The sequence below is a fragment of the Nocardia sp. CA-129566 genome, from assembly GCF_050956075.1.
In the GTDB taxonomy this organism is placed as follows: domain Bacteria; phylum Actinomycetota; class Actinomycetes; order Mycobacteriales; family Mycobacteriaceae; genus Nocardia.
Genome location: NZ_CP192085.1, coordinates 8,516,200 through 8,537,343, shown reverse-complemented (window position 1 = coordinate 8,537,343; position 21,144 = coordinate 8,516,200). Strand labels below are relative to the sequence as shown.

21 protein-coding genes are annotated in these 21,144 nt (G+C 66.2%); 11 read left to right on the top strand and 10 right to left on the bottom strand.

What is annotated here, in order from left to right:
* Nucleotides 1–72 precede the first annotated feature (72 nt).
* Nucleotides 73–1,014 carry an alpha/beta fold hydrolase gene (locus tag ACQP0C_RS37870; RefSeq protein ID WP_433728040.1) on the top strand — a complete coding sequence of 314 codons (942 nt, stop codon included), beginning with the start codon at nt 73–75 and terminating at the stop codon, nt 1,012–1,014.
* A gap of 146 nt (nt 1,015–1,160) precedes the next feature.
* Here the strand turns inward: ACQP0C_RS37870 and ACQP0C_RS37865 are convergent, their stop codons facing one another.
* Entirely contained in the window at nt 1,161–1,370 is a 210-nt protein-coding gene (locus ACQP0C_RS37865) for a TOBE domain-containing protein (RefSeq protein WP_433681062.1), read from the bottom strand.
* 178 nt (nt 1,371–1,548) lie between these two features.
* Between ACQP0C_RS37865 and ACQP0C_RS37860 the strand changes: the two genes are divergently transcribed.
* Nucleotides 1,549–1,953 carry a pyridoxamine 5'-phosphate oxidase family protein gene (locus tag ACQP0C_RS37860; protein ID WP_433728037.1) on the top strand — a complete coding sequence of 135 codons (405 nt, stop codon included), beginning with the start codon at nt 1,549–1,551 and terminating at the stop codon, nt 1,951–1,953.
* A 74-nt stretch (nt 1,954–2,027) separates the two neighbouring features.
* Here the strand turns inward: ACQP0C_RS37860 and ACQP0C_RS37855 are convergent, their stop codons facing one another.
* The 4 genes from ACQP0C_RS37855 to ACQP0C_RS37840 are packed head-to-tail and all read right to left on the bottom strand — an operon-like array spanning nt 2,028 to nt 5,075.
* Nucleotides 2,028–3,077, bottom strand: coding sequence for an ABC transporter ATP-binding protein (locus ACQP0C_RS37855; RefSeq protein ID WP_433728034.1), 1,050 nt, complete (start codon nt 3,075–3,077; stop codon nt 2,028–2,030).
* On the bottom strand, nt 3,074–3,886 hold the full coding sequence (modB, locus tag ACQP0C_RS37850) for a molybdate ABC transporter permease subunit (RefSeq protein WP_433734770.1): 813 nt from the start codon (nt 3,884–3,886) through the stop codon (nt 3,074–3,076). Before modB ends, ACQP0C_RS37855 begins: the two co-directional genes overlap by 4 nt.
* Entirely contained in the window at nt 3,886–4,665 is a 780-nt protein-coding gene (gene modA / locus ACQP0C_RS37845; protein ID WP_433728032.1) for a molybdate ABC transporter substrate-binding protein, read from the bottom strand. Before modA ends, modB begins: the two co-directional genes overlap by 1 nt.
* Before the next feature lie 11 nt (nt 4,666–4,676).
* Nucleotides 4,677–5,075 (bottom strand): TOBE domain-containing protein, encoded by a 399-nt coding sequence (locus ACQP0C_RS37840; RefSeq protein WP_433728030.1) that lies wholly within the window; start codon nt 5,073–5,075, stop codon nt 4,677–4,679.
* A gap of 268 nt (nt 5,076–5,343) precedes the next feature.
* On the opposite strand from ACQP0C_RS37840, the gene ACQP0C_RS37835 reads away from it, so the two are divergent.
* The 4 genes from ACQP0C_RS37835 to ACQP0C_RS37820 all read left to right on the top strand — a co-directional run bounded on the left by ACQP0C_RS37835 (nt 5,344) and on the right by ACQP0C_RS37820 (nt 10,062).
* Entirely contained in the window at nt 5,344–5,895 is a 552-nt protein-coding gene (locus tag ACQP0C_RS37835; RefSeq protein WP_433728028.1) for a class I SAM-dependent methyltransferase, read from the top strand.
* Between the two features lie 127 nt (nt 5,896–6,022).
* On the top strand, nt 6,023–8,236 hold the full coding sequence (locus ACQP0C_RS37830) for a hypothetical protein (RefSeq protein ID WP_433734769.1): 2,214 nt from the start codon (nt 6,023–6,025) through the stop codon (nt 8,234–8,236).
* 105 nt (nt 8,237–8,341) lie between these two features.
* Complete coding sequence (locus tag ACQP0C_RS37825) at nt 8,342–9,286, top strand: ATP-binding cassette domain-containing protein (RefSeq protein WP_433728026.1); 945 nt, start codon at nt 8,342–8,344, stop codon at nt 9,284–9,286.
* Entirely contained in the window at nt 9,283–10,062 is a 780-nt protein-coding gene (locus ACQP0C_RS37820) for an ABC transporter permease (RefSeq protein WP_433728023.1), read from the top strand. The genes ACQP0C_RS37825 and ACQP0C_RS37820 overlap by 4 nt, the downstream gene beginning before the upstream one ends.
* Here the strand turns inward: ACQP0C_RS37820 and ACQP0C_RS37815 are convergent.
* The gene (locus ACQP0C_RS37815; protein WP_433728021.1) at nt 10,046–13,222 is read right to left on the bottom strand and encodes a BTAD domain-containing putative transcriptional regulator; all 3,177 of its coding nucleotides are present in this window, start codon (nt 13,220–13,222) and stop codon (nt 10,046–10,048) included. The genes ACQP0C_RS37820 and ACQP0C_RS37815 overlap by 17 nt on opposite strands.
* Before the next feature lie 310 nt (nt 13,223–13,532).
* On the opposite strand from ACQP0C_RS37815, the gene ACQP0C_RS37810 reads away from it, so the two are divergent.
* The 3 genes from ACQP0C_RS37810 (at nt 13,533) to ACQP0C_RS37800 (ending at nt 15,923) form a co-directional block, all read left to right on the top strand.
* Complete coding sequence (locus ACQP0C_RS37810) at nt 13,533–14,177, top strand: DUF4097 family beta strand repeat-containing protein (RefSeq protein WP_433728019.1); 645 nt, start codon at nt 13,533–13,535, stop codon at nt 14,175–14,177.
* Nucleotides 14,178–14,487: 310 nt separating this feature from the next.
* Entirely contained in the window at nt 14,488–14,682 is a 195-nt protein-coding gene (locus ACQP0C_RS37805) for a ferredoxin (RefSeq protein ID WP_433728016.1), read from the top strand.
* Between the two features lie 20 nt (nt 14,683–14,702).
* Complete coding sequence (locus ACQP0C_RS37800; protein ID WP_433728014.1) at nt 14,703–15,923, top strand: cytochrome P450; 1,221 nt, start codon at nt 14,703–14,705, stop codon at nt 15,921–15,923.
* Between the two features lie 1,035 nt (nt 15,924–16,958).
* On the opposite strand, the gene ACQP0C_RS37795 is transcribed toward ACQP0C_RS37800, so the two are convergent.
* A complete protein-coding gene (locus ACQP0C_RS37795; protein ID WP_433728012.1) occupies nt 16,959–17,489 on the bottom strand; it encodes a hypothetical protein in 531 nt (176 codons plus the stop codon).
* 310 nt (nt 17,490–17,799) lie between these two features.
* Here ACQP0C_RS37795 and ACQP0C_RS37790 point away from each other — a divergent pair, with 310 nt between their 5' ends.
* On the top strand, nt 17,800–18,447 hold the full coding sequence (locus ACQP0C_RS37790) for a type IV toxin-antitoxin system AbiEi family antitoxin domain-containing protein (RefSeq protein ID WP_433734768.1): 648 nt from the start codon (nt 17,800–17,802) through the stop codon (nt 18,445–18,447).
* On the top strand, nt 18,444–19,193 hold the full coding sequence (locus tag ACQP0C_RS37785) for a nucleotidyl transferase AbiEii/AbiGii toxin family protein (protein WP_433728010.1): 750 nt from the start codon (nt 18,444–18,446) through the stop codon (nt 19,191–19,193). Before ACQP0C_RS37790 ends, ACQP0C_RS37785 begins: the two co-directional genes overlap by 4 nt.
* 434 nt (nt 19,194–19,627) lie before the next feature.
* Here ACQP0C_RS37785 and ACQP0C_RS37780 read toward each other — a convergent pair whose 3' ends face one another.
* From ACQP0C_RS37780 to ACQP0C_RS37770, 3 genes are all read right to left on the bottom strand, one after another.
* Nucleotides 19,628–19,915: a tetratricopeptide repeat protein gene (locus tag ACQP0C_RS37780; protein ID WP_433728008.1), complete on the bottom strand. Its 288-nt coding sequence runs from the start codon at nt 19,913–19,915 to the stop codon at nt 19,628–19,630.
* Nucleotides 19,866–20,153, bottom strand: coding sequence for a tetratricopeptide repeat protein (locus ACQP0C_RS37775; protein WP_433728006.1), 288 nt, complete (start codon nt 20,151–20,153; stop codon nt 19,866–19,868). The genes ACQP0C_RS37780 and ACQP0C_RS37775 overlap by 50 nt, the downstream gene beginning before the upstream one ends.
* A 290-nt stretch (nt 20,154–20,443) precedes the next feature.
* On the bottom strand, nt 20,444–21,037 hold the full coding sequence (locus ACQP0C_RS37770) for a hypothetical protein (RefSeq protein ID WP_433728004.1): 594 nt from the start codon (nt 21,035–21,037) through the stop codon (nt 20,444–20,446).
* Nucleotides 21,038–21,144 lie beyond the last annotated feature (107 nt).

The following is a 21,144-nucleotide window of genomic DNA, read 5'->3' as shown; positions in this document are numbered from 1 at the left end:
CGAAAGAGCTGCCGGCCTCGTCCAGGACACGAGACCGCTGGCGCGGGAACACCTATGCGAAAGGAGAATCGAATGCCGAGCGACGGGATCTCACACCTTCGACGTCGATGGTTGCGAGCGCTGTCTGCGATCGTGGCTCTGCTGTCGATCAGCGTGGCGATGCCGGCGGTATCGCATGCGGACAGCCCCGCGGAGTCGCCGACTCTCGATGGTGGGCAGTTCGTCGATACCGCGGTGGCGCGCTTTCATTTTCTGAAGGCAGGCGGGGGACCGCCGATCGTTCTGCTGCCGGGCGGCACGCTCTGGTCCTACACCTATCGCGACACCATTGCCGCGCTCGCCACCGGTCACACCGTCTATGCGGTCGACCTGCCGGGTTCGGGGTTCACCACGCTGCACGATCCGGATTTCGGATACGACGTGCGGGCCATGGCGGAGTCCTTGCGGCAGTTCATCTCCGCGATCGGCCTTACCCGTGTCTCCGTGCTGGCGCATTCCCTGAGTGGTTCCGTCGCCGTGGATTTCGCCGCGCGATATCCCTCGGAGGTGGATCAACTGGTGCTCATCTCACCGCTGGTCCTGGATACCGAGCTGAATGCGAACATGCGGCTGATGCGCACGCCCGTCCTGGGTGAACTGGCCACGCGAGTGATGACCGAGGACATCTACGTGGCCGGATTGCGCGGGGCGTATGCGCACCCCGAGGCGTTGACGAAGGAACTGGCGGACACGTACTGGATTCCGCAGAGCCATGACGAGAACCGCACCGCGATGTGGAAGCAGCCACGCAATCTCGATCTGGCCGAGGTGCAACGAGAGGCGGGCACGATCAGAGCGCGGACACTGATCCTCTGGGGAGAACTGGACACTGTCGTGAGCCCCTCGCAAGCGCAGCCGCTCGCACAACTGATCCCCAGGGCGACGCTGCGAATGCTCGCAGGCGCGGGCCACAACGCCCACGAGGATGATCCCGCCGCTGTCGACGCGGAGCTGACCGCATTCCTCGACCACTGACGATCGAAGCCGAATCTTCGTGTCGGGTCCGGGCTGTCGGCGCAATGTAGCTGCACTGCTGTGGGTTTCGCGCTGTGGGACAGTGCGGAGGATGGTCGATCCCCTGCGTCCGGTCGCCCGGTCGAGACCGCGCGACCGGACCGGCACTACTCGATGCCGAGGGTGACTTCGGTTGATTTGATGAGGACTTTGACGGGGGAGCCGTCGGTGAGTGCGAGGTCGTCGACGGCGTCGCGGGTGATGGAGGAGGTGATTTCATCGCCTCCGGTGAGTCGGACTCGTACGACGGCCATCGCCTCACCGCGGGTGACCGAGATGACGGTGCCGTCGAGTTGATTGCGGGTGCTCAGTCGCATGGCAGTCAGTCTAGGCAGCGGTGTGTCCAATGGGTGGGATGTGGCGGATCCGGGACCCGGGGCGATTCTGTCAGCGGTCAGTAGACGTCGCGGACGGGCCCTATCGGCTCGGGCGAGGACAACTCGGACCAGGGGAAACACCGCCGTCGGTGCCCGGCGCGACGGGTAGGCTTGGCAGATGAGCGCCGAGGTGCGGCTGGACGAGCTCGTGAAAGTTATCGAGCAATACAACCTCGCCTACCTGATCAGCATCGGCGACGACGCCCGGCCACACGTGGTCGCGGTGGATCCGGTCGCGCGGGAAGATCAACTCCAGATCGTCGAGCCCGGTCGACGTTCACGCCGCAACATTTCCGCACGTCCCGCGCTCACCTTGCTGTGGCCGCCATCGCAGCCAACCGGGTACTCGCTCATCGTCGACGGCATCGGCGCACTGCACGATGACCGCATCGACATCACAGCTGTCCGCGCGATCCTGCACCGCGCTGCCGCAGCTGACTCCGCACAGACCGACGACGGCTGCGGCAGCGATTGCCGCCACATTCCGGTCGCCGACGCGCGGGCCACGTCGGCAGAGTCATAACGCACGCGACGGTCGCGTTCATTGAAATATCCGAAGAACTGGAACCGGCTCCGCGTGGTATTGCGTAGGGCCGATCACGCTGGGTAGGTGTGGACTTCGGTGGCTTTGACCGCGGCCCACAATGGCGCTCCGGTCTGCAAACGCAGATCGGCAACGGTTGCGGGGGTGACGTCGGCGAGGACCGATGGGCTGCCGTCGAGGCGGACTCGGGTGGTGTGGGCGTGCTGTTCGAGTCCGATGATGGTGACCGGCCAGGTGTTTCGCGGGCTGCCCGCGGGTTGTTCGGGGTGCAGGCTCACCGCGTTGGGTGGGAATGCGACATGGACCGCGCCTCGAGCCGGTTCGGCCACGGTGAGTGTTCCGCCGTCGTCGAGGTCGACGGTATTGCCGTGGGCGGTGCCGCGATAGAGGTTGAGGCCCACCAGGTTCGCGACATAGTCGGAGCGTGGTCTGCGGGCCACTTCGCTGGGCGGTCCCTCCTGGATGATGTTGCCGTCTTCGACGATGACGAGGCGGTCGGCGAGCACCATGGCGTCGAGTGGATCGTGGGTGACCAGCACCGTATGCCCGGTGTAGTCGGCGAGGTGATGGGCGAGGTCGGAGCGAACCTGTAAACGGGTGCTCGCGTCCAGTGCGGCCAGCGGTTCGTCGAGCAGCAGCAGCTGCGGGTCGGTGGCCAGTGCGCGGGCCAGGGCAACGCGCTGCGCCTGGCCGCCGGACAGCGCGCGTGGTTTGGCGTGTTGGTGTTCGGCGAGGCCGACCCGGTCGAGCCAATACCTCGCGCGGTCGCGGGCCGCGCGGCGGTGCTGCCCGCGGGCGCGCAGTCCGAAGGCGACGTTGTCCTGGGCGGACATGTGCGCGAACAGCAGGTAGTCCTGGAATACGACGCCGACCGCGCGGCGTTCGGCGGGGGTGAACAGCTTCGGCGGTGCGTCCCAGGTGTTTTCGTCGAGACGGATGCGCCCGCCGGTGAGTGGGGTGAGTCCGGCCAGCGCCCGCAGTGCGGTGGTTTTGCCCGCTCCGTTGGGGCCGAGCAGTGCGACGACCTCCCCGGCCGCCACGGTGACGCTGATATCGAGTTCGAATCTGTCTCGGGTGATATGTATTTCGGCATCGAGGGTCATATCGCGCCTCGTGTCCACCGGTCCCGCAGCGCCGCGAGTACGGCCACCGAGACGAACAGCAGTACCAGGCTGAGCACGATCGCGTCCTCGGGATCGGTTTCCAGGGCGAGGTATACCGCCAGCGGCATGGTCGTGGTCTTGCCGGGGAAGTTGCCGGCGAAGGTGATGGTGGCGCCGAACTCGCCGAGTGCGCGAGCCCAGCACAGCACCGCGCCCGCGATCACACCCGGCATGACCGAGGGCATGGTGACCCGCCGGAAGGTCAGCCAACGCGATGCGCCGAGGGTCGCGGCGGCTTCCTCGTAGCGGGGGTCGGCTCCGCGCAGTGCGCCCTCGACGGAGATGACCAGGAACGGCATCGCCACGAACGCCTCGGCGACCACGACCCCGGCGGTGGTGAAAGGCAGTGAGACACCGAACCATTCGTGCACATGGCGGCCGATGATGCCGCGCCTGCCCAGTACCAGCAGCAATGCGACCCCGCCGACGACCGGCGGCAGGACCAGCGGGACGGTCACCAGCGCTCGGAGGAATCCGAGTCCCGGTATCTCGCCGCGCGCGAGCAGCCAGGCCAGTGGGATACCGAATACCAGGCAGACGACGGTCGCCAGGCTCGCGCATACCAGCGATAGGCGCAGTGCCCGACCGACTTCGGCGCTGAACAAGCGGTCGGGCATGCCGTGCCAAGGTGCGCGCAGCAGGAGCCCGACCAGCGGCAACAAAAGGAACGCCAAGCCGCAGACGGCGGGCAGCACGAGGATGAGCGGTCGCCGCCCGCGTGCTGCCTGCCGTCGCGCCGACGTCCGGATCACGGGTTGTCGAATCCCGCCTTGGTGAATACCGCGCGGGCCTGGTCGGATTCGATAAAAGTGACGAAGGCTGCCGCGGCGGCGGAGTTGGGTGCCTTGGCCAGTGCTGCGACCGGGTAGTCGTTGATCGCCTTGTCGGCCTCGGGGAAGTCGATGCCCTCCACCTTGTCGCCTGCGGCCTTGACGTCGGTGCGGTAGACCAGCGCAGCATCCACTTCACCGAGGGTGACCTTCGTCAGCACGGCTTTGACATCCGCCTCACGGGTGTCGGGCTGCGGATCGACACCCGCGACCTCGAAGACGGCCTTGGCGGCGGCACCGCACGGCACCTGCTCGGCGCACAGCGCGATCTTCGGTTCGGTCTTGCCGAAGTCGGCGAGTCCGGTGATGTGGCCGGGATTGCCCTTGGGGACCGCGATTTCGAGGCGGTTGCGCACGAAGGTCACCGGCTTGGCGGTGATATCGCCCGCGTCGACGACCTGCTGCATGTTCTTCGGCGCCGCCGAGGCGAATACGTCGACGGGGGCGCCCTGCTTGATCTGTTCCGCCAGTGCCGAACTCGCGCCGAAGCTGTAGACGACCTTGGTGCCGGGGTGCGCGGCCTCGAATTGCTTGCCCAGTTCGGTGAACGTCTCGGTCAGCGATGCCGCCGCGAATACCGTCACCGTTCCGGAGATCTTGTCGGTGGGGGCCGAGTCGGACGATTTGTCCGATCCACAGCCGACCAGTGTCAATGCGACGGCGCCGGTCAGGGCAACCGCACTCAGCGAACGAATCATCCTCATCCTCATCAACTTTCCGGGATTTCTACAACAACGTGGGTGGACTTGACCGACGCGACCGCCACGCTGCCGACCTCGAGGCCGAGCTCGTCGACCGATTCCCGGCTCAGCAGGGACACCAGCCTGAAGGGCCCGGCCTGCATCTCGACCTGGGCCATCACCGTGTCCTTCACGATTCGTGTCACGATCCCGCGCATCCGATTCCGCGCGGAAGCGGCCACCGTGGCACCGGGCTCCGGCGCCTCCGCGTTGGCCTGCAGAAATTCCGCCAGCTCACGGCCGCTCACGCCCTTGCGACCGCTGTCCAGCTGGATCGCGTTCAGTCGCCCCTGATCGATATACCGCCGCACGGTGTCATCGCTGACACCCATCAAAGCAGCAACCTCGCTGATCCGCAGATTCGACACGAGTGGCAGCATATTTCCGTATCCACGGAATGTATAGCCGGATTCGCACGCTCCAGCGGATCATTACCGATACTTGCGTGGCGGCTGCGCGCCGCGAGAGCTATTCGAAACACGGCGACCGGTGGGGTCGCCGCCCATGACCCCTGTATCGACACGCACCCCGCGCACCCCGTACCATGCGGCGGGGCAGCCGATCTCCAACAGTCCGCAGAGGAATCTATTGGGAACCAGCCCGGTCTACCGCAATGCAACCGTGTACGAACTACTCATGCGGGGGCTGTACGGGCGGCACTATCAGGCCCGGTTTCGCGCGCTCGCGGAGCTGATCCCCTATGGCGCCGACGTCGTCGACGTGTGCTGCGGTCCGGCGACGCTGTATACCCGCTACCTGCGCGGCTGGGTGGGCACTTACACCGGCCTGGACCTGAACAGCCGGTTCATCGCTCGACTCAACAAGGCGGGCGGGCACGGCATGGTGTGGAACGTTCACTCCGAGGTCCCGTTTCCGGAGGCCGACTATCTGGTGATGCAGGCGAGCATGTACCAGTTCCTGCCCGAGCCGGTCCCGGTCCTGGACCGGATGCTGGCGGCCGCGCGCAAGCACGTCATCATCGCCGAACCGATCCGGAACCTGGCGTCCAGCAACAACCGCATGGTGGCCGCGATCTCGCGTCGCTATACCGACGCCGGTGAGGGGGCACAAAGCCATCGCTTCACCGAGCAGACATTGGATGAGCTGTTCGGTCCGTACGAATCTCGGATCCTGCACCGGTCGTTGATCGCCGGTGGTCGAGAGAAATTGTTCGTGCTCGCGGCATGAGCGCATCGAATTCGGGGATGGTGAGTAGGGTGTGGAACTCGTGACCGACAGTGCAGTGTCGAAGCCAGCGCTGGCCGAACCCTCGGGGGCCACGCAGAATTCCGCTTCCGAGCCCACTCGGCGAGATATCTCGCGGTGGGCGGCGGTCACGGCGATCGGGGTCATCGCCGGATACGCCGCGGTCCTGCTGGCCAACGTCCGTCACTTCTATACCGACGACACCGAATCCCAGTACACCGGCCTGTGGGTGGCGCTGGGACGGGCCCTGCGCAACGGGCAGTTCCCGGTGCTGTGGCCGGATCGGTGGATGTCGGGCAACAACACCATCGACGATGCGGGCCTGTTCAATCCGCCGCAGCTGTTGATCGACCTGATCGCGCCCTCGGTCGACAATCTGGCGCTGTACGCGACGATCGTCAAACTGATCTTCTCGATCATCGCCGCCCTCGGTGTGTACCGGGTCTGCCTGGCCTACGGTGGCCGCCCGGCGTGGTCGGCAGCGGCGGGCATCGCGTTCCCGCTGTCGGGTTTCTTCCTGTTCTTCGACGAGGCCAGCTGGATGACCGCCCTCACCGGCACGGCTTGGCTGGTGCACGCCTGGGCGGCGTCGGTGCGCTACACCCGTGGCAAGGCCGGTCCCGTTCCGGTGTTCGGGTATCTGTATCTGACCATCTCGACGCAGTACATCTTCCCGGCCGTGGAAGCGGCGTTGATGCTGCTCGCGGTGGCCGTCGGGGAGATCGTGTACCGCCGCGCGTGGAAACCGGTGCTGCGCCTCGCGTTGGCGGCCGCCTGCGCCGGGCTCGCCGGACTGCTCACGTTCCTGCCGAGCATGCTGGCGGCGAAGGTGACCTGGCGCGGCGTCTCCAGCATTATCAACGACCAGTTCCTCACCGTGCCCTGGTCGGAATCGCTGAACGCCAGCCTGCCGAGCACACTGCCCGCCTTCACGTCCTGGTGGGGCTATATCCAGCCGATGCCGCTCACCTACGTCGCCTGGTTCCTGATCCCGGCACTCGCCTTCATCGATTGGGGCCGGGCGCGGGAGGCTTGGCGGGAACTGTCCGCGGTCGCGCTGTTCACGCTCATCATGCTGATGTGGACCGCGGGCCCCGGCACGATCGGACCGCTGCGCTGGCCGGTCCGCGTGCTGCCGATGCTGGCGATCGGCCTGCTCGTGCTGGTGGGTGTGCTGCTCGGCCGCTACGGCACCGTCCGGAACTGGCGCCACCGCGGCATCGCCGCCGGGGTGCTGATCCTGGCGCTGTGGGTGCGGTCGTTCTCCGCCGACCCGCACAACGTGTTCCGGCACATCACGGCGGCGCTGGTGATCGCCGCGGTAGGCGCGGGCGTGGTGTGGCTGGGCCGGCGCCGGGGCACCGCCGCGGCCGTGGCGCTGACCATCGTCGCGATGTTCCCGATCGCCTACTACCAGGTCAATGCCGCCCAGCCGACGCCGATGCCGTGGAATCTGCCCGCGAACCGGGCCGAGGCTCGAGCGGCGTTCCCCGACTTCACCGGCACCACCCTGCAGCTCGGTGAGCGCGGTCTGCTGCAGCCGACCGACAAGAGTCTCGAAGGCGCGTACGGTTCACTGGTTTTCGGCAACTACGCCGAGGACATGGAACTGAACTACGTCAACGGATACACCCCGACCGGCCATTACTACTTCGGCGAAATGCTCTGCATGCGATGGGATTCCAGCGTCTGCCCCGACGCCTACCGCCGCGTGTTCGCACCCGAGCGCAGCACCGGTCGCCCGCTGGTCGATCTGATGCTCATCGACCGAGTCGTATTGCAGAAGGCCCTGTTTCCCGACGCTCGCAACCAACCCTCCCCTGAGGGTTGGAAGTGGGTCGACTACCCGGGCCACGAGCGCTATATCGCCGTGCTGGAGCGGATCAACGGCCCGGTCTCCGTGGTGAACGGCCGCGTCGCCGACGCCCGAAACGTCACTGCCACGTCGGTATCGGAGACCAACACCGAAAGCCGTGTGCGCGTCTCCTCCGACACCGGCGGCCGCGTGGTGTTCGCCCGACTGGGCTGGCCCGGCTACCGGGTCACTCTCGACGGCAAGCCGATCCCGTTCACGACGGTGGCCAAATCCTTTGTCGCCGTGGATATCCCCGCAGGCACCCGCGATGCCGACCTGGAGCTGACCTGGCGCCCACCCGGCTGGAAGATCGGTCTGGCCGCCTTGGCCGCCGCAGTGATCGGTACGGGGTTGCTGCACTGGCTGTATATCCGCTCCCGGCGCAAAGACGAGCCGGACCACGAGCTCAGTGCGACCGACCGCGAGTTGGCGGACATCATCGCGGCCGGACAGCAGTCGCCCGAATAGGACTTTCGCCACCGCTTGTCCGCTGTGACCAGGCCGAACACCGTGTCAGTCGGCGTGTCAGGTCGGTATCAGGTCGGTATCAGCCGGGCTGGCGACTGTGTTCACATGAACAACGCAGCAATCGCAGCCTCCGGGCTGCGGAAGGCATACGGGGACAAGACGATCCTCGACGGCATCGATCTGAATATCGGTGCAGGCACGATCTTCTCCCTGCTCGGTCCGAACGGGGCGGGCAAGACGACGACGGTGAACGTGCTGACCACCCTGCAGAAGGCCGACGGCGGCACGGCGTACATCGCCGGGCACGACATCACGGCCGAGCCCGAAGCGGTGCGCAAGGTGATCGGGGTCACCGGTCAGTTCGCCGCGGTGGACGATCTGCTGACCGGTGAGGAGAACCTGCACCTGATGGCGGATCTGCACCGCATGCGGGGCGCCCAGCGCAAGCAGGTGGTCGGCGGACTGCTGGCACGATTCGATCTCGAGGAGTCGGCGCGCAAGCTGGCCTCGACCTACTCCGGGGGCATGCGCCGGAAGCTGGACCTGGCGATGACGCTGGTCACCAAGCCGGACATCGTCTTCCTGGACGAGCCGACCACGGGACTGGATCCGCGCAGCCGTCGCACCATGTGGGAAATCGTCCGGGAACTGACGGCCGATGGTGTGACGATCTTCCTCACCACCCAGTACCTCGAGGAAGCCGATCAGCTGGCCGACCGGATCGCGGTGCTCGACCAGGGCCGCATCGTCGCCGAAGGCACTGCCGAGGAGCTCAAGCGCCGGGTACCCGGCAGCCACATCCGGCTCCGATTCACCGATGCCACGGAACTGGAGACGGCGGCGCGGATCCTGCCCGGCTCCACCCGGGACGACGAGGCCCAGGCCCTGCGGGTGCCGGGCGACGGCGGTTCCAAATCCCTGCGCGACCTGCTGGACCGGCTCGCCGCGCACTCGATCGAGGCCGACGAGGTCGCCATCCACACCCCTGATCTCGATGACGTTTTCTTCGCCCTGACCGGGCACCCCACCACGGAGGCTGTCGAACAATGAGCACCATCACCGCACCCAGCACCTTCTCCGCGGCGCTGGCCGACTCGTCGACCATGCTGCGCCGCAACTTCAAGCACATCGCCCGGACCCCGGTCACCATCTTCAACGCCGCGCTGATGCCGGTCGTCATGATGCTGATCTTCGTGTACGTCTTCGGCAACGCGTTCAATGTCGGCGAGAAGTACATCAACTACTCGACGCCGGGCATGATCCTGCTCGCCATCAGCTATGGACTGTCGGGCACCGCGGTCTCGGTGAGTTCCGATATGGCCAAGGGCATCATCAACCGCTTCAAGGTCATGTCCGTCTCCCGCAGCGCCGTTCTGATCGGCCACGTCGTGGCCACCATGCTGACCAACCTGGTCGCCATTGCGGCGGTCATCGGCGTGGCCTTCGCACTCGGCTTCCGGCCGGACGCGACCGCCGTGGACTGGCTCGGCGCGATCGGCGTCATGGTGGCGACCTCGTTCGCGGCGTCCTGGCTCACGGTCGCGCTGGGCATGGCGGCCAAGACCCCGGAATCCGCGGGCATGAGCGTGGTGCCGCTGATCATGCTGCCCTTCCTGAGCAGCGCGATCGTCCCGGCCGACCAGATGGGCCAGGGCATCCGGCAGTTCGCGCAGTACCAGCCCTTCACGCCGATCATCGAATCCCTGCGCGGGTTTCTCACCGGCGACCCGTCCGGCGGCTACACCGCCGCGGCGCTGGCCTGGTCCGCCGGGTTCGCCATCGTCGGATTCCTGTGGTCGCGTGCCACTTTCAACAAGCGAGTGTAGTCGCGACCAGTTCCTGCCAGTCCGCCTCCGCACCCTCGTTCGTCGCCTCGGTGAATCTCTCCGCACCGAGGCGACGTCGTGCTGTCTGCGCTATGCGCTCCGAATCCGGCTGCGCACGATCGGACAGCCCCGGCACCGCCGCGGTCGCCGCGAGCAGCCGAACGGCCTGCTCGGTCTGCTCCGCGCGCAGTGCCAGATCCGCGATGCCGACGAGCACGTGGGCGAACAGGAGAGCATGCCCGGCCTCGGATGCCGCCCGGAAGGCCGCGGCGTGATGGGACCGGGCTTCGTCGAGATCCGCGGCCAGGTAGCCGAGCAGGGTATTGATCGCCGCGCTGTTGTGCGGGTGCGCGGCGTCGCTGCCCAGATTGGTTGTGGCGACGCCGATCTGCCGGTGGGCCTGCTCGGTATCGCCGCTCCAGCGGGCCAGCTCGGCCCTGGTCAGGGCCACTTCGGCCAGCGCGGCCGCCCAGCCGGTCCGATCCGCGTAGCGCTGCGCGTCGGCGACCGCGGCCGCACTCGCCGCGGTATCACCCAGCAGCCAGTACAACTGAGCCTGCCGCCCCCGCATCCGGACCACGTCCTCGATCGCGCCGACCTCGGTGACCACTGCGATCGCCTGCTCGAAAAGTTCACAGGCGGAAGCGAATTCACCGCGCGCCGCCATCTGATCGGCCAGCTCGGTCAGTGCGAAGGACATCCCCCAGCGTTCACCGATGGCCCGGAACTCGGTGAGCGCCGTCCGCAGAAACTCCTCCGCCTCCCGCGTGTCCTTGCCGAGCACGATCCGCATCTTGCCCAGCTGCAGCCGCGCCAGTGCCCGCACCCAGGGATCCGCATTGGTGAGCAGTGCTTCGAACGCGGGCAGGTACTCCTGCGGCCCGTGCAGCAGACGTTCCAGTGCGACAACGAAACTCAGCGTCGGATGGCGGCCCTCGGTCTTGCCGCTGAACCGGTACGCCTTGTGGATCCATTCCGCCAGCTGGTTTTCGTCATTGCGCCCGGAGCTCAGGAAGTGCACGGCCATCCCGTACACCGTGGCTCGGGTCTCGTCGTCCACCTCACCGGGCAGGTCGGCGGCCGCGATAACGAAATCCATGCCCTCGGCCTTGTGCCCGCCCAGCCACCAGTACCAGCCGGCGGCCGCCGCGAGCCGCAGCGCCTCGGCGGCGTCACCGGCCGCGAGCGCGCCGCGCATGGCGATCGCGATATTGTCGTGCTCCGCCTCGAGGTCGGCGAGCCACTCCAGTTGCTCGGCACGGCGCAGATGCGGCTCCGCGGTCGCGGCGAGTTCGGTGAAGTGCGCCAGATGCGCCCTGCGCGCCGAATCCGCTTCGCCCGCTTCCATGAGCCGGTCGCGGGCGTACTGCTTGATGGTGCCGAGCATGCGGTAGCGCGGCCCGTCGTCGGATGCGATGCGCAGCAGCGATTTGTCGGTCAGCGCGGTCAGCAGGTCGAGCACCTCCCACTGTTCCACGGTGTCATCGGAGCAAACCTGTTCGGCCGCCTCCAGACTCGCGCTCTCGGCGAACACCGCGAGCCTGCGCAGCACCATGCGTTCGGCCTCGCTGAGCAGCTCCCAGCTCCAGTCGACCACCGCGCGCAGCGTCCGATGCTGCGGTATCGCGGTGCGGCTGCCGCCGGTCAGCAGGCGGAACCGATCGTCGAGGCGGTTGGCGAGCTGATCGAGGGACATGGTGCGCAATCTGGCCGCCGCCAGTTCGATCGCCAGCGGTATCCCGTCGAGCGCCCGGCACAGGCGCGCCATGGTGGACAGGGTGTCGGCATCGATCGCGAGATCCCGGCGCACCGCACCGGCCCGGTCCCGCAACAGCTGTACGGCTGGGGAGGATTCGATCTCGGCGGGATCCGCGTTCTCGGCGGGCGACACCAGCGGCTCGACCTGCCATATCGCTTCACCCGTGATGCCGAGCGGTTCCCTGCTCGTCGCCAGGATCCGCAGCCGCTGACATTCCCCGAGCAGCCGGTGGGCGAACGCCGCCGCGGCGTCGATCACGTGCTCACAGTTGTCCAGGATCAGCAGCGTCTCGCGCTCGCGGATCGCCGCGATGAGCCGCTCCATCGGTTCCGCGTTCGGTGCGCCGCCGAGCAGCGCGTCCCGGAGCCCGAGCGCGGCGAGCGCCGATTGCGCGAGGTTTTTCCCGCCCCCCTGCCCGTCGGGCCCACTCCCCTTTTCACCGTTGGTGCCGACGGACGCCAACTCCACCAGCCAGGCCCCGTCCGGTAGGTCGTCGAGCAAGGTCCGCGCGGTTTCCAGCGCCAATCTGGTTTTGCCGGAGCCGCCGGGCCCGGTCAAGGTCGTGAGCCGGTGTCCCGCAATGAGTTCGCGCACCGCGGCGATATCGGGGTACTTGCCGACGAAGCTGGTCAGTTCGGCCCGCAGGTTCGTCTTGCGGTCTTCCTCCCGTGCTCCCACTTCGCCGCGCAGTAGCGCGACATGCAGTGCGGAGAGCTCCGGTGCGGGATCCACACCCAGCTCGTCGGCGAGGGCTTCGCGGGCCCGCTGATACACGGTCAGTGCCTCGGCACCGCGACCCGCGGCGGCCAGCGCCCGCATCAGCGCGGCGACGAGCCGTTCCCGCACCGGATTCCGGGCCACCTCCTCGGTCAGCTCGGCGACCAGCTCCGGACCCCGGCCGAGGCGGATCTCCGCTTCGTATCGATCCTCCAGGGCGGCGAGGTGCAGCCCCTCGAACCGGGTGACCATCGCGTCGACGGCCGCGCTTTCGCGCACGTCGACGTCCTGCATGGGCGCACCGCGCCACAATTCGAGTGCCTCGCGCAATAACGGTGCCCGTTGCAGGTCCGTACCGCCGCGGGCCTGGTCGAGAAGCTGTTCGAACCGCACGGCGTCGACAGCCCGGGGTTGCACCGCCAGCCGGTATCCACCGGCCTGCACATCGAGTGACCCGTCCGGCAGCGCCCGGCGCAGCCGGGAGACCAGCGCCTGCAAGGCATTCGCCGCGTCGGAGGGCGGCTGCTCACCCCAAACCCAGTCGACCAGCTGCGTTTTCGGAACCGCGCGACCGGGTTCGAGCGCGAGGGCGATCAACAGCGCCCGCAGCCGAGAACCAGATATCTCGATCAATCCGCCGTCATCCACTCGGATCTCCAGCGGTCCTAGCACCCCGATCTGCACCGGACCATTCTGCCGTGGATGATCGGCGGTCACCGGGTCGCCCTTCCCGCGCAGGACAACCGCTCCGGCGGCGGCGACGGGGCCCTGTGCGAAGCAAGTTGCCGGGCAAGCGATCCAATGGCCGCCCGTTCATCATCCTTACCCGCTGTGACCAGGGCAAACATCGTGTCGGTCGCCGTGTCAGGTCGGCGTCAGCTCGATATCAGCCGGGCTGGCGAAAGTAATCCACGTGAACAGCACAGCGAGTGCGGCTTCCGGGCCACGGAATGCCGCCCGGTTCACACACCAACCGATACTGAAGGAGCCAGCCATGCCCGCATTCGAGACCCTGGAACCGATCGCCGTCGCCGTCGAGATGCTCTCCGGCAACGTCACCGTGATCGCCTCCGACCGAACCGACACCGTCGTCGAGGTCCGCCCGGCCGATGCGTCCAAGAAGGGCGACGTTCGCGCCGCCGAGAACACCCGGGTCGATTTCGTCGGTGGCACCCTGACCGTGCAGACGCCCAAGGACTGGCGGACCTACACCCCGTTCGGCGGCAACCCGTCGATCGAGGTGACCATCGAGGTGCCCACCGGTTCCCGCCTGAAGGCCACCGCCGGTGTCGGCCGCGTGCTGAGCACCGGCGAACTCGGCGACTGCGACGTGGAGGTCTCCGCCGGCGACATCGTCCTCGATCGCACCCGCGGTGCGGTGACCGCGAAAGTCGCCATGGGCGACATTCGCATCGGCGAAGCCTCGCGCGGTGTGCTGCGGCTGGAGACCTCCAAGGGCGAACTGGAGGTGGGTATCCACCCGGGCAGCGCGGCGCGGCTGGAAACCAACGCCCTGAGCGGCACCGTCCAGAACCTGATGGAACCGGCCGGTCGCTCGCGGGACATCGAGGACATCGTGCAGGTCTACGCGCGCAACTCCTACGGCAACATCATCATCCGCCACGCCACCGCCGTCTGACGCACCCGGATCCGTCGGCTCGGGTCATGGAGAGTAGGCGACCGGGGGAGGTCCGAGCTCGGCAGGTACGCGAAATGCGGAGAGCCGAAACGAGATCGGACCTCCAACAGGTCGAACACGGTGTCAGCTCGGTGTCAGGTCGATATCAGCCGGGCTGGCGACAGTGTTGCTGTGAACAGTTCAGAAATTGCGGCTTGCGGGCCGCGAAAGGCGTACGGGGACAAGGCGATCCCCGCTGGCATCGAGCTGCGCACCGAAGCGCTCGGCTACGGCGCGCTCCCTCCCGGTTATGTGGAAACAGGGGTAACCAATGGAAATCAAGGTTGACCGCGAGCGCTGCATCAGTGCCGGCATGTGCGCACTGACCGCCCCCGGAGTGTTCGACCAGGACATTGAGGACGGCCGAGTGGTGGCGTTGGAGTCCACGCCCGCGCCCGAGCGGGAGTCGGCCGTGCGCGAGGCCGTCCAGCTGTGCCCGTCCGGCGCGATCACCGTCGTCCAATAGCCGCTACGAAAGGTATTCCGATGAGTCACCCCATCCCGCACGGCCTTCCCATGGAGCGCGACGCGGGCCCCTTCGACCCGCCCGCCGCGATCACCCGGTTGCGCGAGGCCCGCCCGGTCTGTCCCATGCTCTTCCCCGATGGTCACGAGGGCTGGCTTGTCACCGGCTACGACGCGGTCCGCAAACTCATGGCCGACACCCGGTTCAGCTCCCGCCAGGACATCGGCGTTGTCCATATTCCGTACGAGACCCCCGGTATGCCCGTGGCTACCGAGCCGTCCCCACAGGTGCCTGGCTTGTTCATCGCCATGGACCCGCCCGACCACACCCGGCTGCGGCGCAAGCTGACCGGCGCCTTCACCGTCAGACGCGTGAAGCAGCTCGAAGAGCGGATCATCGACATCGTCGAGCGGCAGCTCGAGGAGCTGGCGCGCCTGACCCCACCGGTCGACCTGGTCAAGGAGTACGCACTGCCGGTGCCCTCGCTGGTGATCTGCGAACTGCTCGGTGTGCCCTATGCGGACCGGGAGACCTTCCAGGTCAACTCGGCCAAGTTCCTGGTCAGGGACCAGTCGCTGGAGGAGAAGATGGCCGCGTACGGCGCGATGACCACGTACCTGGCCGGATTGGTCACGCGCAAGCGCGCCGAACCCGGCGAGGACATACTGTCGGATCTGGCCCGCGATGACGACCTCAGCATCGAGGAGCTGGTCGGCATCGCCTTCCTGCTGCTGCTCGCGGGCCACGAGACCACCGCCAACATGCTGGCACTTGGCACCTTCGCGCTCTTGGAGCATCCGGAGCAGCTGGCCGAACTGCGCGCCGACCCGGATCTGCTGCCCGATGCCGTCGAGGAACTCATGCGCTACCTGTCCGTTGCCGACATCTTCTATCGCTACGCCACCGACGACATCGAACTCGGCGGGGAAACGATCGGCAAGGGATCGACCGTCGTTGTCTCGCTGCTGGCCGCCAACCACGACCCCCAGCGCTTCGACAACCCCGACACCCTGGACATCCACCGCAAGGCCCGCGGTCACACGTCCTTCGGCCACGGCGTCCACCAATGCCTCGGCCAGCAACTGGCCCGCATCGAGATGCGCGCCGGTTTCGCCGGACTCCTGCGCCGCTTCCCGACCCTCGAACTCACCATCCCCGCCGACGAGGTGAAACTCAGAACCGACATGAATATCTACGGCGTCCACGAACTGCCGGTCACCTGGACGGAAACGCCTCGGTAATACCCAGGCCGATACCGCAAAAGCCGCAGGGGCGGGATCCGAGGGGTTCCCGCCCCTGCGGCGGAACGCGACCTGGGACCCGACCAGCCGCCCCGTGCCGCAGTGGACCCGCCCCGGCGCAACTCGTGCAGACCCTCGGCCGGCACGACCACCACCACTGACGCGCCTTCGTCGACGACACTGGGCGGACGTAACGGCTTGTCCGAGCGGGTGTTTCGGGTCAGCCGAACTCGCGGTTGCCCTGCGCGTGCCGGAAATTGGCGTATCGCGGAACGATGCTGCGTCCGCGACTACGAAACCCGACCCGATCACGACGAAGCCATCGTCTACATCGCCATGATCGCCGACTCGCCCGCACCTGACACAGTTCTCAGACGCTCACTTAACAGGATAGTTATCTTCTAAATTTTCTTTCTCCGGCCGAATCGTCAGGTAGCCAGCGGTATGCTGTTGTTGACGCCTTCCGCGGTACCAAATGACGTCCTGTCCGGTTCGGTCGATGCTGCAGCTGTCGGCCAGCGCCGGAATGCGCGTTCCTGTCGGGACGCATCATGTACTTCACCAAGGAGCGAATCGCGTGTCGCACAGTCGATTCGGCACGCAACGCACTCGCAGCCCAGTCCGGTAGCTCGGCAGCGCGGCCTACTACGCGGACGTCATAACGCTCGTCGTAAGGAAGCAAAATGTCCAGCAAGATCGTCAAAACCCTAGCCGCGACTGTTATCGCCGCGCCCCTGTTCGTCCTCGCGGCGCCCGCAGCCACTGCCGATTCGGCTGCCGCGGCGCCTCCGTCGCCCTCCGTCACTCCGGTCCAGGGGGGAGGATCATTCGGATCAGCTGCGATATGTTTCCCCCTCGGCAGTGTCGTCTGGTGCATCTGAGTGAGCGTCTGAGAACTCCGTTGTTGGGTATGTGACGCTCGAGATTTCAGGGAACTCCTGGTAGAGCAGTGATTGCTGTACCAGGAGTTCCTTGACTACCACGCACGGGCTGGTCAGAAGCGAGGTATCGGCTGCAAGCCCGGAAACGAGCTACTCAAAGGAGAAAAGGCCTGACCCAGTCGTTGAACCGCTGGGCCATCGCCGCCTGCGCTGTCGCGAGGACTGCTGAGGGGTCCTCTGTCACCGTCAGGCCGAACTGCTGGTCGAGCCAGGCTACATACTCGTCGTGACCGTCGCTGTATGGCTCGTCGGCGCTGCGGTAAAAGTAGGCTTCTTCCGAGTCGACGTGTATCTCCGAGTCGAAACCGAGAAGCTGAAATAACTCCCGCACGTGGCGGGCGACAACGTGTTCCCCGCCTTCATCTCCGAAGACGACCACCGGCAGGGTGGCTGGATCGGCCTCCTCGTCGAGCCGCCAGAGCGCGTAGAACGAGCCGGAACCGTTGGCCTGCGCGAAGGGGATCAGCCGGTCGGTGAACTCCGGGTCCTTCGACCAGCCCGCCACCAGCCCGGAGACGTCCCCGAAATCCGTAAGCCCGAATCCGTCGGCGTAATTTTCGAAGCCGAGCCGGTCTTGCAGTTCCTTCAACAGGTTCAGTTCCGCGACGGGCGAGTATGCGTTCACTGTGTCTCCAAGCAAGCTAGCGGGACATCTGCCTGTCCACTTCTCCGGACAGGTTGGCTGTGTTGATCATGCCGCTAGTTCGGGCGAGGTGCAGGCGTGTGCCCTCGGCAGGGCAGGCAAAACATGGGCAACTGAGAAACGCCTGGTCGCCGTGGAGGTGTACCCGGTCTGAGCGCTGCCGATCGCGCAGTGTCCGTTGGCAACCCCGGGCCGCCGACAAATCCGGGCGGTGGACGAGGCAGTGGCCATTTCCTACGGTAGTATGCATTTCATTGGGTAATAGCCAACAATATGCATAGTTCCGGAGGTGATGCTGGTGGCCGGGCATCGCAGTACACCGCTGCCCAGTGAGCTCTGGCGGGCACCGCTTCGAACTGTGCGGCCCCAGGACTTGGCCGACATCTACGTCCAACCGGGGCCCGAGATCGCGCGGCTCGTCGATCGGGGAGTGCTGCACCGCGTCGCTCACGGCTACTACATCATCGTCCCACCGGACTATGTCGGCCGGACCTGGCTGCCCGGTCTCGAGGCGGCGGCCGGGGGTATCGCGTCGTCGATTTACGGGGCGGATCAGATCGTCGTCATGGGCATCAGCGCGGCCCGCCTGCTGGGAGCCATACCTCGTGCATTGGCGACCGCGGTTGTCGCGGTTCCGAGTCAGCATCGGCCGATCGCACTGACCGACCGTTCGGCACGGGTTCGATTCGTCCGCCGAAATACCGACGCTCTCGACGCCGAGCGTATCGAAACTTCACTGGGTCCAGCGCTGGTCACTACTCCGGAACAGACGGTGCTCGATCTTGCCCGGCGCCCGGAGCTGGGCAATGCCGAGGCCGAGGTTCGTTCGGCGATCGAGACGCTCTACCGCCGGTGTGATTCGGCGAGGCTCGCACAGCTCGCTACTGAGCAGCGTCTGGGTGTGGCGCTTCGACGTGCGGAAAGTTGGGGCGGAGTATGAGCATCGACGAACGTGACAGTGTCGCAATTCAATTCGGAGTTTCCCCGGAGCAGGTTGAGCGCGATCATCTGATCTCCCATCTGCTAGCGGCAATCAGCCGAGGGTTCGGTGACCGATTGCACTTCATCGGCGGAACTGCCCTTGCCCGTACGCATCTGGTGAGCGGCAGGCTCAGCGAAGACATCGATCTGCTTGCGTTGGACAACCGAGCGGTACTGGCAGCTGAACTCGACGCTGCTTTGCCGCGATCGGTCGCGCGGAGCTACGGTCGGCTGGAATGGGCACCGTCGTTGAGCAATGTCCCGGATACCGGGGCCGCCCATCTTCGCTCCGCATCCGGTGTGTCTGTCAAGGTCCAGTTGCTGTCGGCACGTGGCAGATCGGTGTGGCCGACTGAACTCCGCGATCTCGAGCAGCGGTACAGCGACGTGCCACCAGCCGAACTTCTCGTGCCCACATTGCCAGCTTTTGTTGCAGGGAAGACCGCAACATGGCACGACCGTCGCGCATCACGCGACCTGTGGGATCTTTGGGCGCTGAACGACATCGGCGCGATCGACGGCGCTGCGGGAGCGTTGTACCGGAAGTACGGCCCGACCAACCGGCTCCCCGCCCCACAATTGTTCGATCGTGCACCGGATGAAGACCACTGGAACGCACAGTTGGCCGGGCAGACACGATTGACGATCAGCGCCGAGATCGCGCTGGCCGCGGTTCGAGATGCCTGGGCGCGTGCCGCTGAGTGACTGGTGTAACTCAGATAGCCCTGGCGCCATGGGCGCGCTCCCAGCGACGAGCTGGGGCGTTCGCTGACGGCATCGATCCGGCAGCGCCCGAGCTGAGCTGATCGAATTGCCCACCCACCTATCAGACGGTGAGTCGGTCATCGGGACAGAACCACGTCCATGCCCGCTGCGAACTCCCATACAGAATCCTGTCGAGCCGGGAACTTTGTCGCAGGTTGGTGACTCAGGCACGAACCTGCGTCATCTCACCTGGGGTTTTACTGCCAACGCTGGGCCTACTTGGAGTGGTACGGCACCGGAAATCGCTTTGACCTGTGGAAACGTCTGTCGCAGGTTGGTGCCCTCGGCAGGACACGCAAAACATGGGCAACCGGGAAACGGCTGATCATCGTGGGTGCCTACCCGGATCTGATCGCCCGACCGGCGAGAGTGCGCTATCCCAGCGTTCGCTGTTGATCTGGAATCGACCGGCTTTGCTGGTAGATCAGGTCTCCGCGGGTGCGCAGGGTTTCTTCGTGCTCCGAGCCGAGCACGCGGGTTCGTGCATCGAGCAGTCGCTGGTAGTCGGCGGCGGCGCCTTCGTGGTCGTCGGCGTCTGCTCGACAGCTGGCGGGAGCGCCGAGCGCTCGGAGCGTGTCTGGGTTGTCGGCGCCGAGCACGCGTGTTCGCAAGTCATACACCTGCTGATAGTCGGCGGTCGCGGTGGCGAGGTCGCCTGTCATCGCACGGGAGGCTGGCGAGGTTGTACAACGCATTCAGCGTATCCGGGTGGTCGGCTCCGTGGACACGTGCCCGTGCCGTGTGCAGTTGCCCATAGTCGTCGACCGCGCCCGCGTAATCGCGGCAGTCGAAACGGAACTCGGCGAGCCGACGCAGAGTGGTCAAGGTGTCGGGATGATCGGACCCCAGCAGGCGAGTCTGGTCGGCGATCAGTTTCTCGTACTCCGAGACGATGCTCATCCGTTCACTGTACGGTCGAAAAGGCTATGTGTTGCCGCCGAAAGGATCTCGGCTGTCTACTCGACCTCGGCGATCTTGCGTTTCTGCTCCCCGGACAATCTGGCCCTTTCGACCTCACCCCGATTGATCTGGACTTGGCAAATCCAGCTCCGCAGCCTCTCCGGGACGAAATCGGTTACACCTCAACCACATCACCGCCAACTGGAACGTGCGCTACTGCCGATGCGCGTTCGGGTGGCGAATCGCTACCAGACGAAGTTCTCCGAGCGGGATTGAGCAGGTCGTGCGGATCAGTACTCCCAGGGGCCGAGCCCCGCCTCGTATGCGGCTGCCTCGTCCTTGTCGTGCAGGAAACGCGGGTCCGCCACGCCCTCGAGCGAGGTGTCGCTGATCGGCCCTGGATGCCACTCATTGCGCACGAGTTTCAACAGGAACTCGGCCATTCCGCACGGGTACACCGACCACTCGTGGTTCATGCGCGAGTACACCGCGACCGGCCATCGATCCGGGTCCTGGTCCGTCGTGATCCAGCACAGAGTGTCGGCCGCAGCTGTTCCGCCCCAGATGAGCAGGTCCTCCAGCCGATACCGGCCCCTGTCGGCGGGAGCCCACTCGTTGACCCCCTCGTCCGCGAGCGCTGCCTCCGAGAGCCTCGATACCTTCACCATCCGCACCTCCTCCGAGGAGACGACAGGGGTGAAGACGACGACCATCTCCTCGATCGTGCCGCTGCCGAAGGCTGCCACGAAGGACCGATAGTCGGCCGGGAAAGCAGTTTCGTAGATCTTCTCCGCCGCACTCCAGTTGACGGTGTCCCCGCAGGTCGGCCCGATGCACGACAGCACTTCTCCCAGGCCCGCCATGGCAGGCTGATCCTCACTCACGCTCCAGTTCCCATCGAGTCGGTGCCCCTGACCATGTTGGGAGGCAAGCCAATTAGAGAGCCACACCAAACCAGACGGTGGGCAGCCGCATGAGAGAGCACCCCACC

Excerpts from the sequence above, each read along its gene's own strand:
- ACQP0C_RS37825 (WP_433728026.1), top strand. The coding sequence starts at position 8,342 with ATGAACAACGCAGCAATCGCAGCCTCCGGGCTGCGGAAGGCATACGGG.
- modA (WP_433728032.1), bottom strand. The coding sequence starts at position 4,665 with ATGATTCGTTCGCTGAGTGCGGTTGCCCTGACCGGCGCCGTCGCATTG.
- ACQP0C_RS37860 (WP_433728037.1), top strand. The coding sequence starts at position 1,549 with ATGAGCGCCGAGGTGCGGCTGGACGAGCTCGTGAAAGTTATCGAGCAA.
- ACQP0C_RS37835 (WP_433728028.1), top strand. The coding sequence starts at position 5,344 with ATGCGGGGGCTGTACGGGCGGCACTATCAGGCCCGGTTTCGCGCGCTC.
- ACQP0C_RS37790 (WP_433734768.1), top strand. The coding sequence starts at position 17,800 with ATGCTGGTGGCCGGGCATCGCAGTACACCGCTGCCCAGTGAGCTCTGG.
- ACQP0C_RS37780 (WP_433728008.1), bottom strand. The coding sequence starts at position 19,915 with ATGACAGGCGACCTCGCCACCGCGACCGCCGACTATCAGCAGGTGTAT.
- ACQP0C_RS37785 (WP_433728010.1), top strand. The coding sequence starts at position 18,444 with ATGAGCATCGACGAACGTGACAGTGTCGCAATTCAATTCGGAGTTTCC.
- ACQP0C_RS37865 (WP_433681062.1), bottom strand. The coding sequence starts at position 1,370 with ATGCGACTGAGCACCCGCAATCAACTCGACGGCACCGTCATCTCGGTC.
- ACQP0C_RS37855 (WP_433728034.1), bottom strand. The coding sequence starts at position 3,077 with ATGACCCTCGATGCCGAAATACATATCACCCGAGACAGATTCGAACTC.
- ACQP0C_RS37775 (WP_433728006.1), bottom strand. The coding sequence starts at position 20,153 with ATGAGCATCGTCTCGGAGTACGAGAAACTGATCGCCGACCAGACTCGC.
- ACQP0C_RS37805 (WP_433728016.1), top strand. The coding sequence starts at position 14,488 with ATGGAAATCAAGGTTGACCGCGAGCGCTGCATCAGTGCCGGCATGTGC.
- ACQP0C_RS37820 (WP_433728023.1), top strand. The coding sequence starts at position 9,283 with ATGAGCACCATCACCGCACCCAGCACCTTCTCCGCGGCGCTGGCCGAC.
- ACQP0C_RS37800 (WP_433728014.1), top strand. The coding sequence starts at position 14,703 with ATGAGTCACCCCATCCCGCACGGCCTTCCCATGGAGCGCGACGCGGGC.
- ACQP0C_RS37870 (WP_433728040.1), top strand. The coding sequence starts at position 73 with ATGCCGAGCGACGGGATCTCACACCTTCGACGTCGATGGTTGCGAGCG.
- ACQP0C_RS37810 (WP_433728019.1), top strand. The coding sequence starts at position 13,533 with ATGCCCGCATTCGAGACCCTGGAACCGATCGCCGTCGCCGTCGAGATG.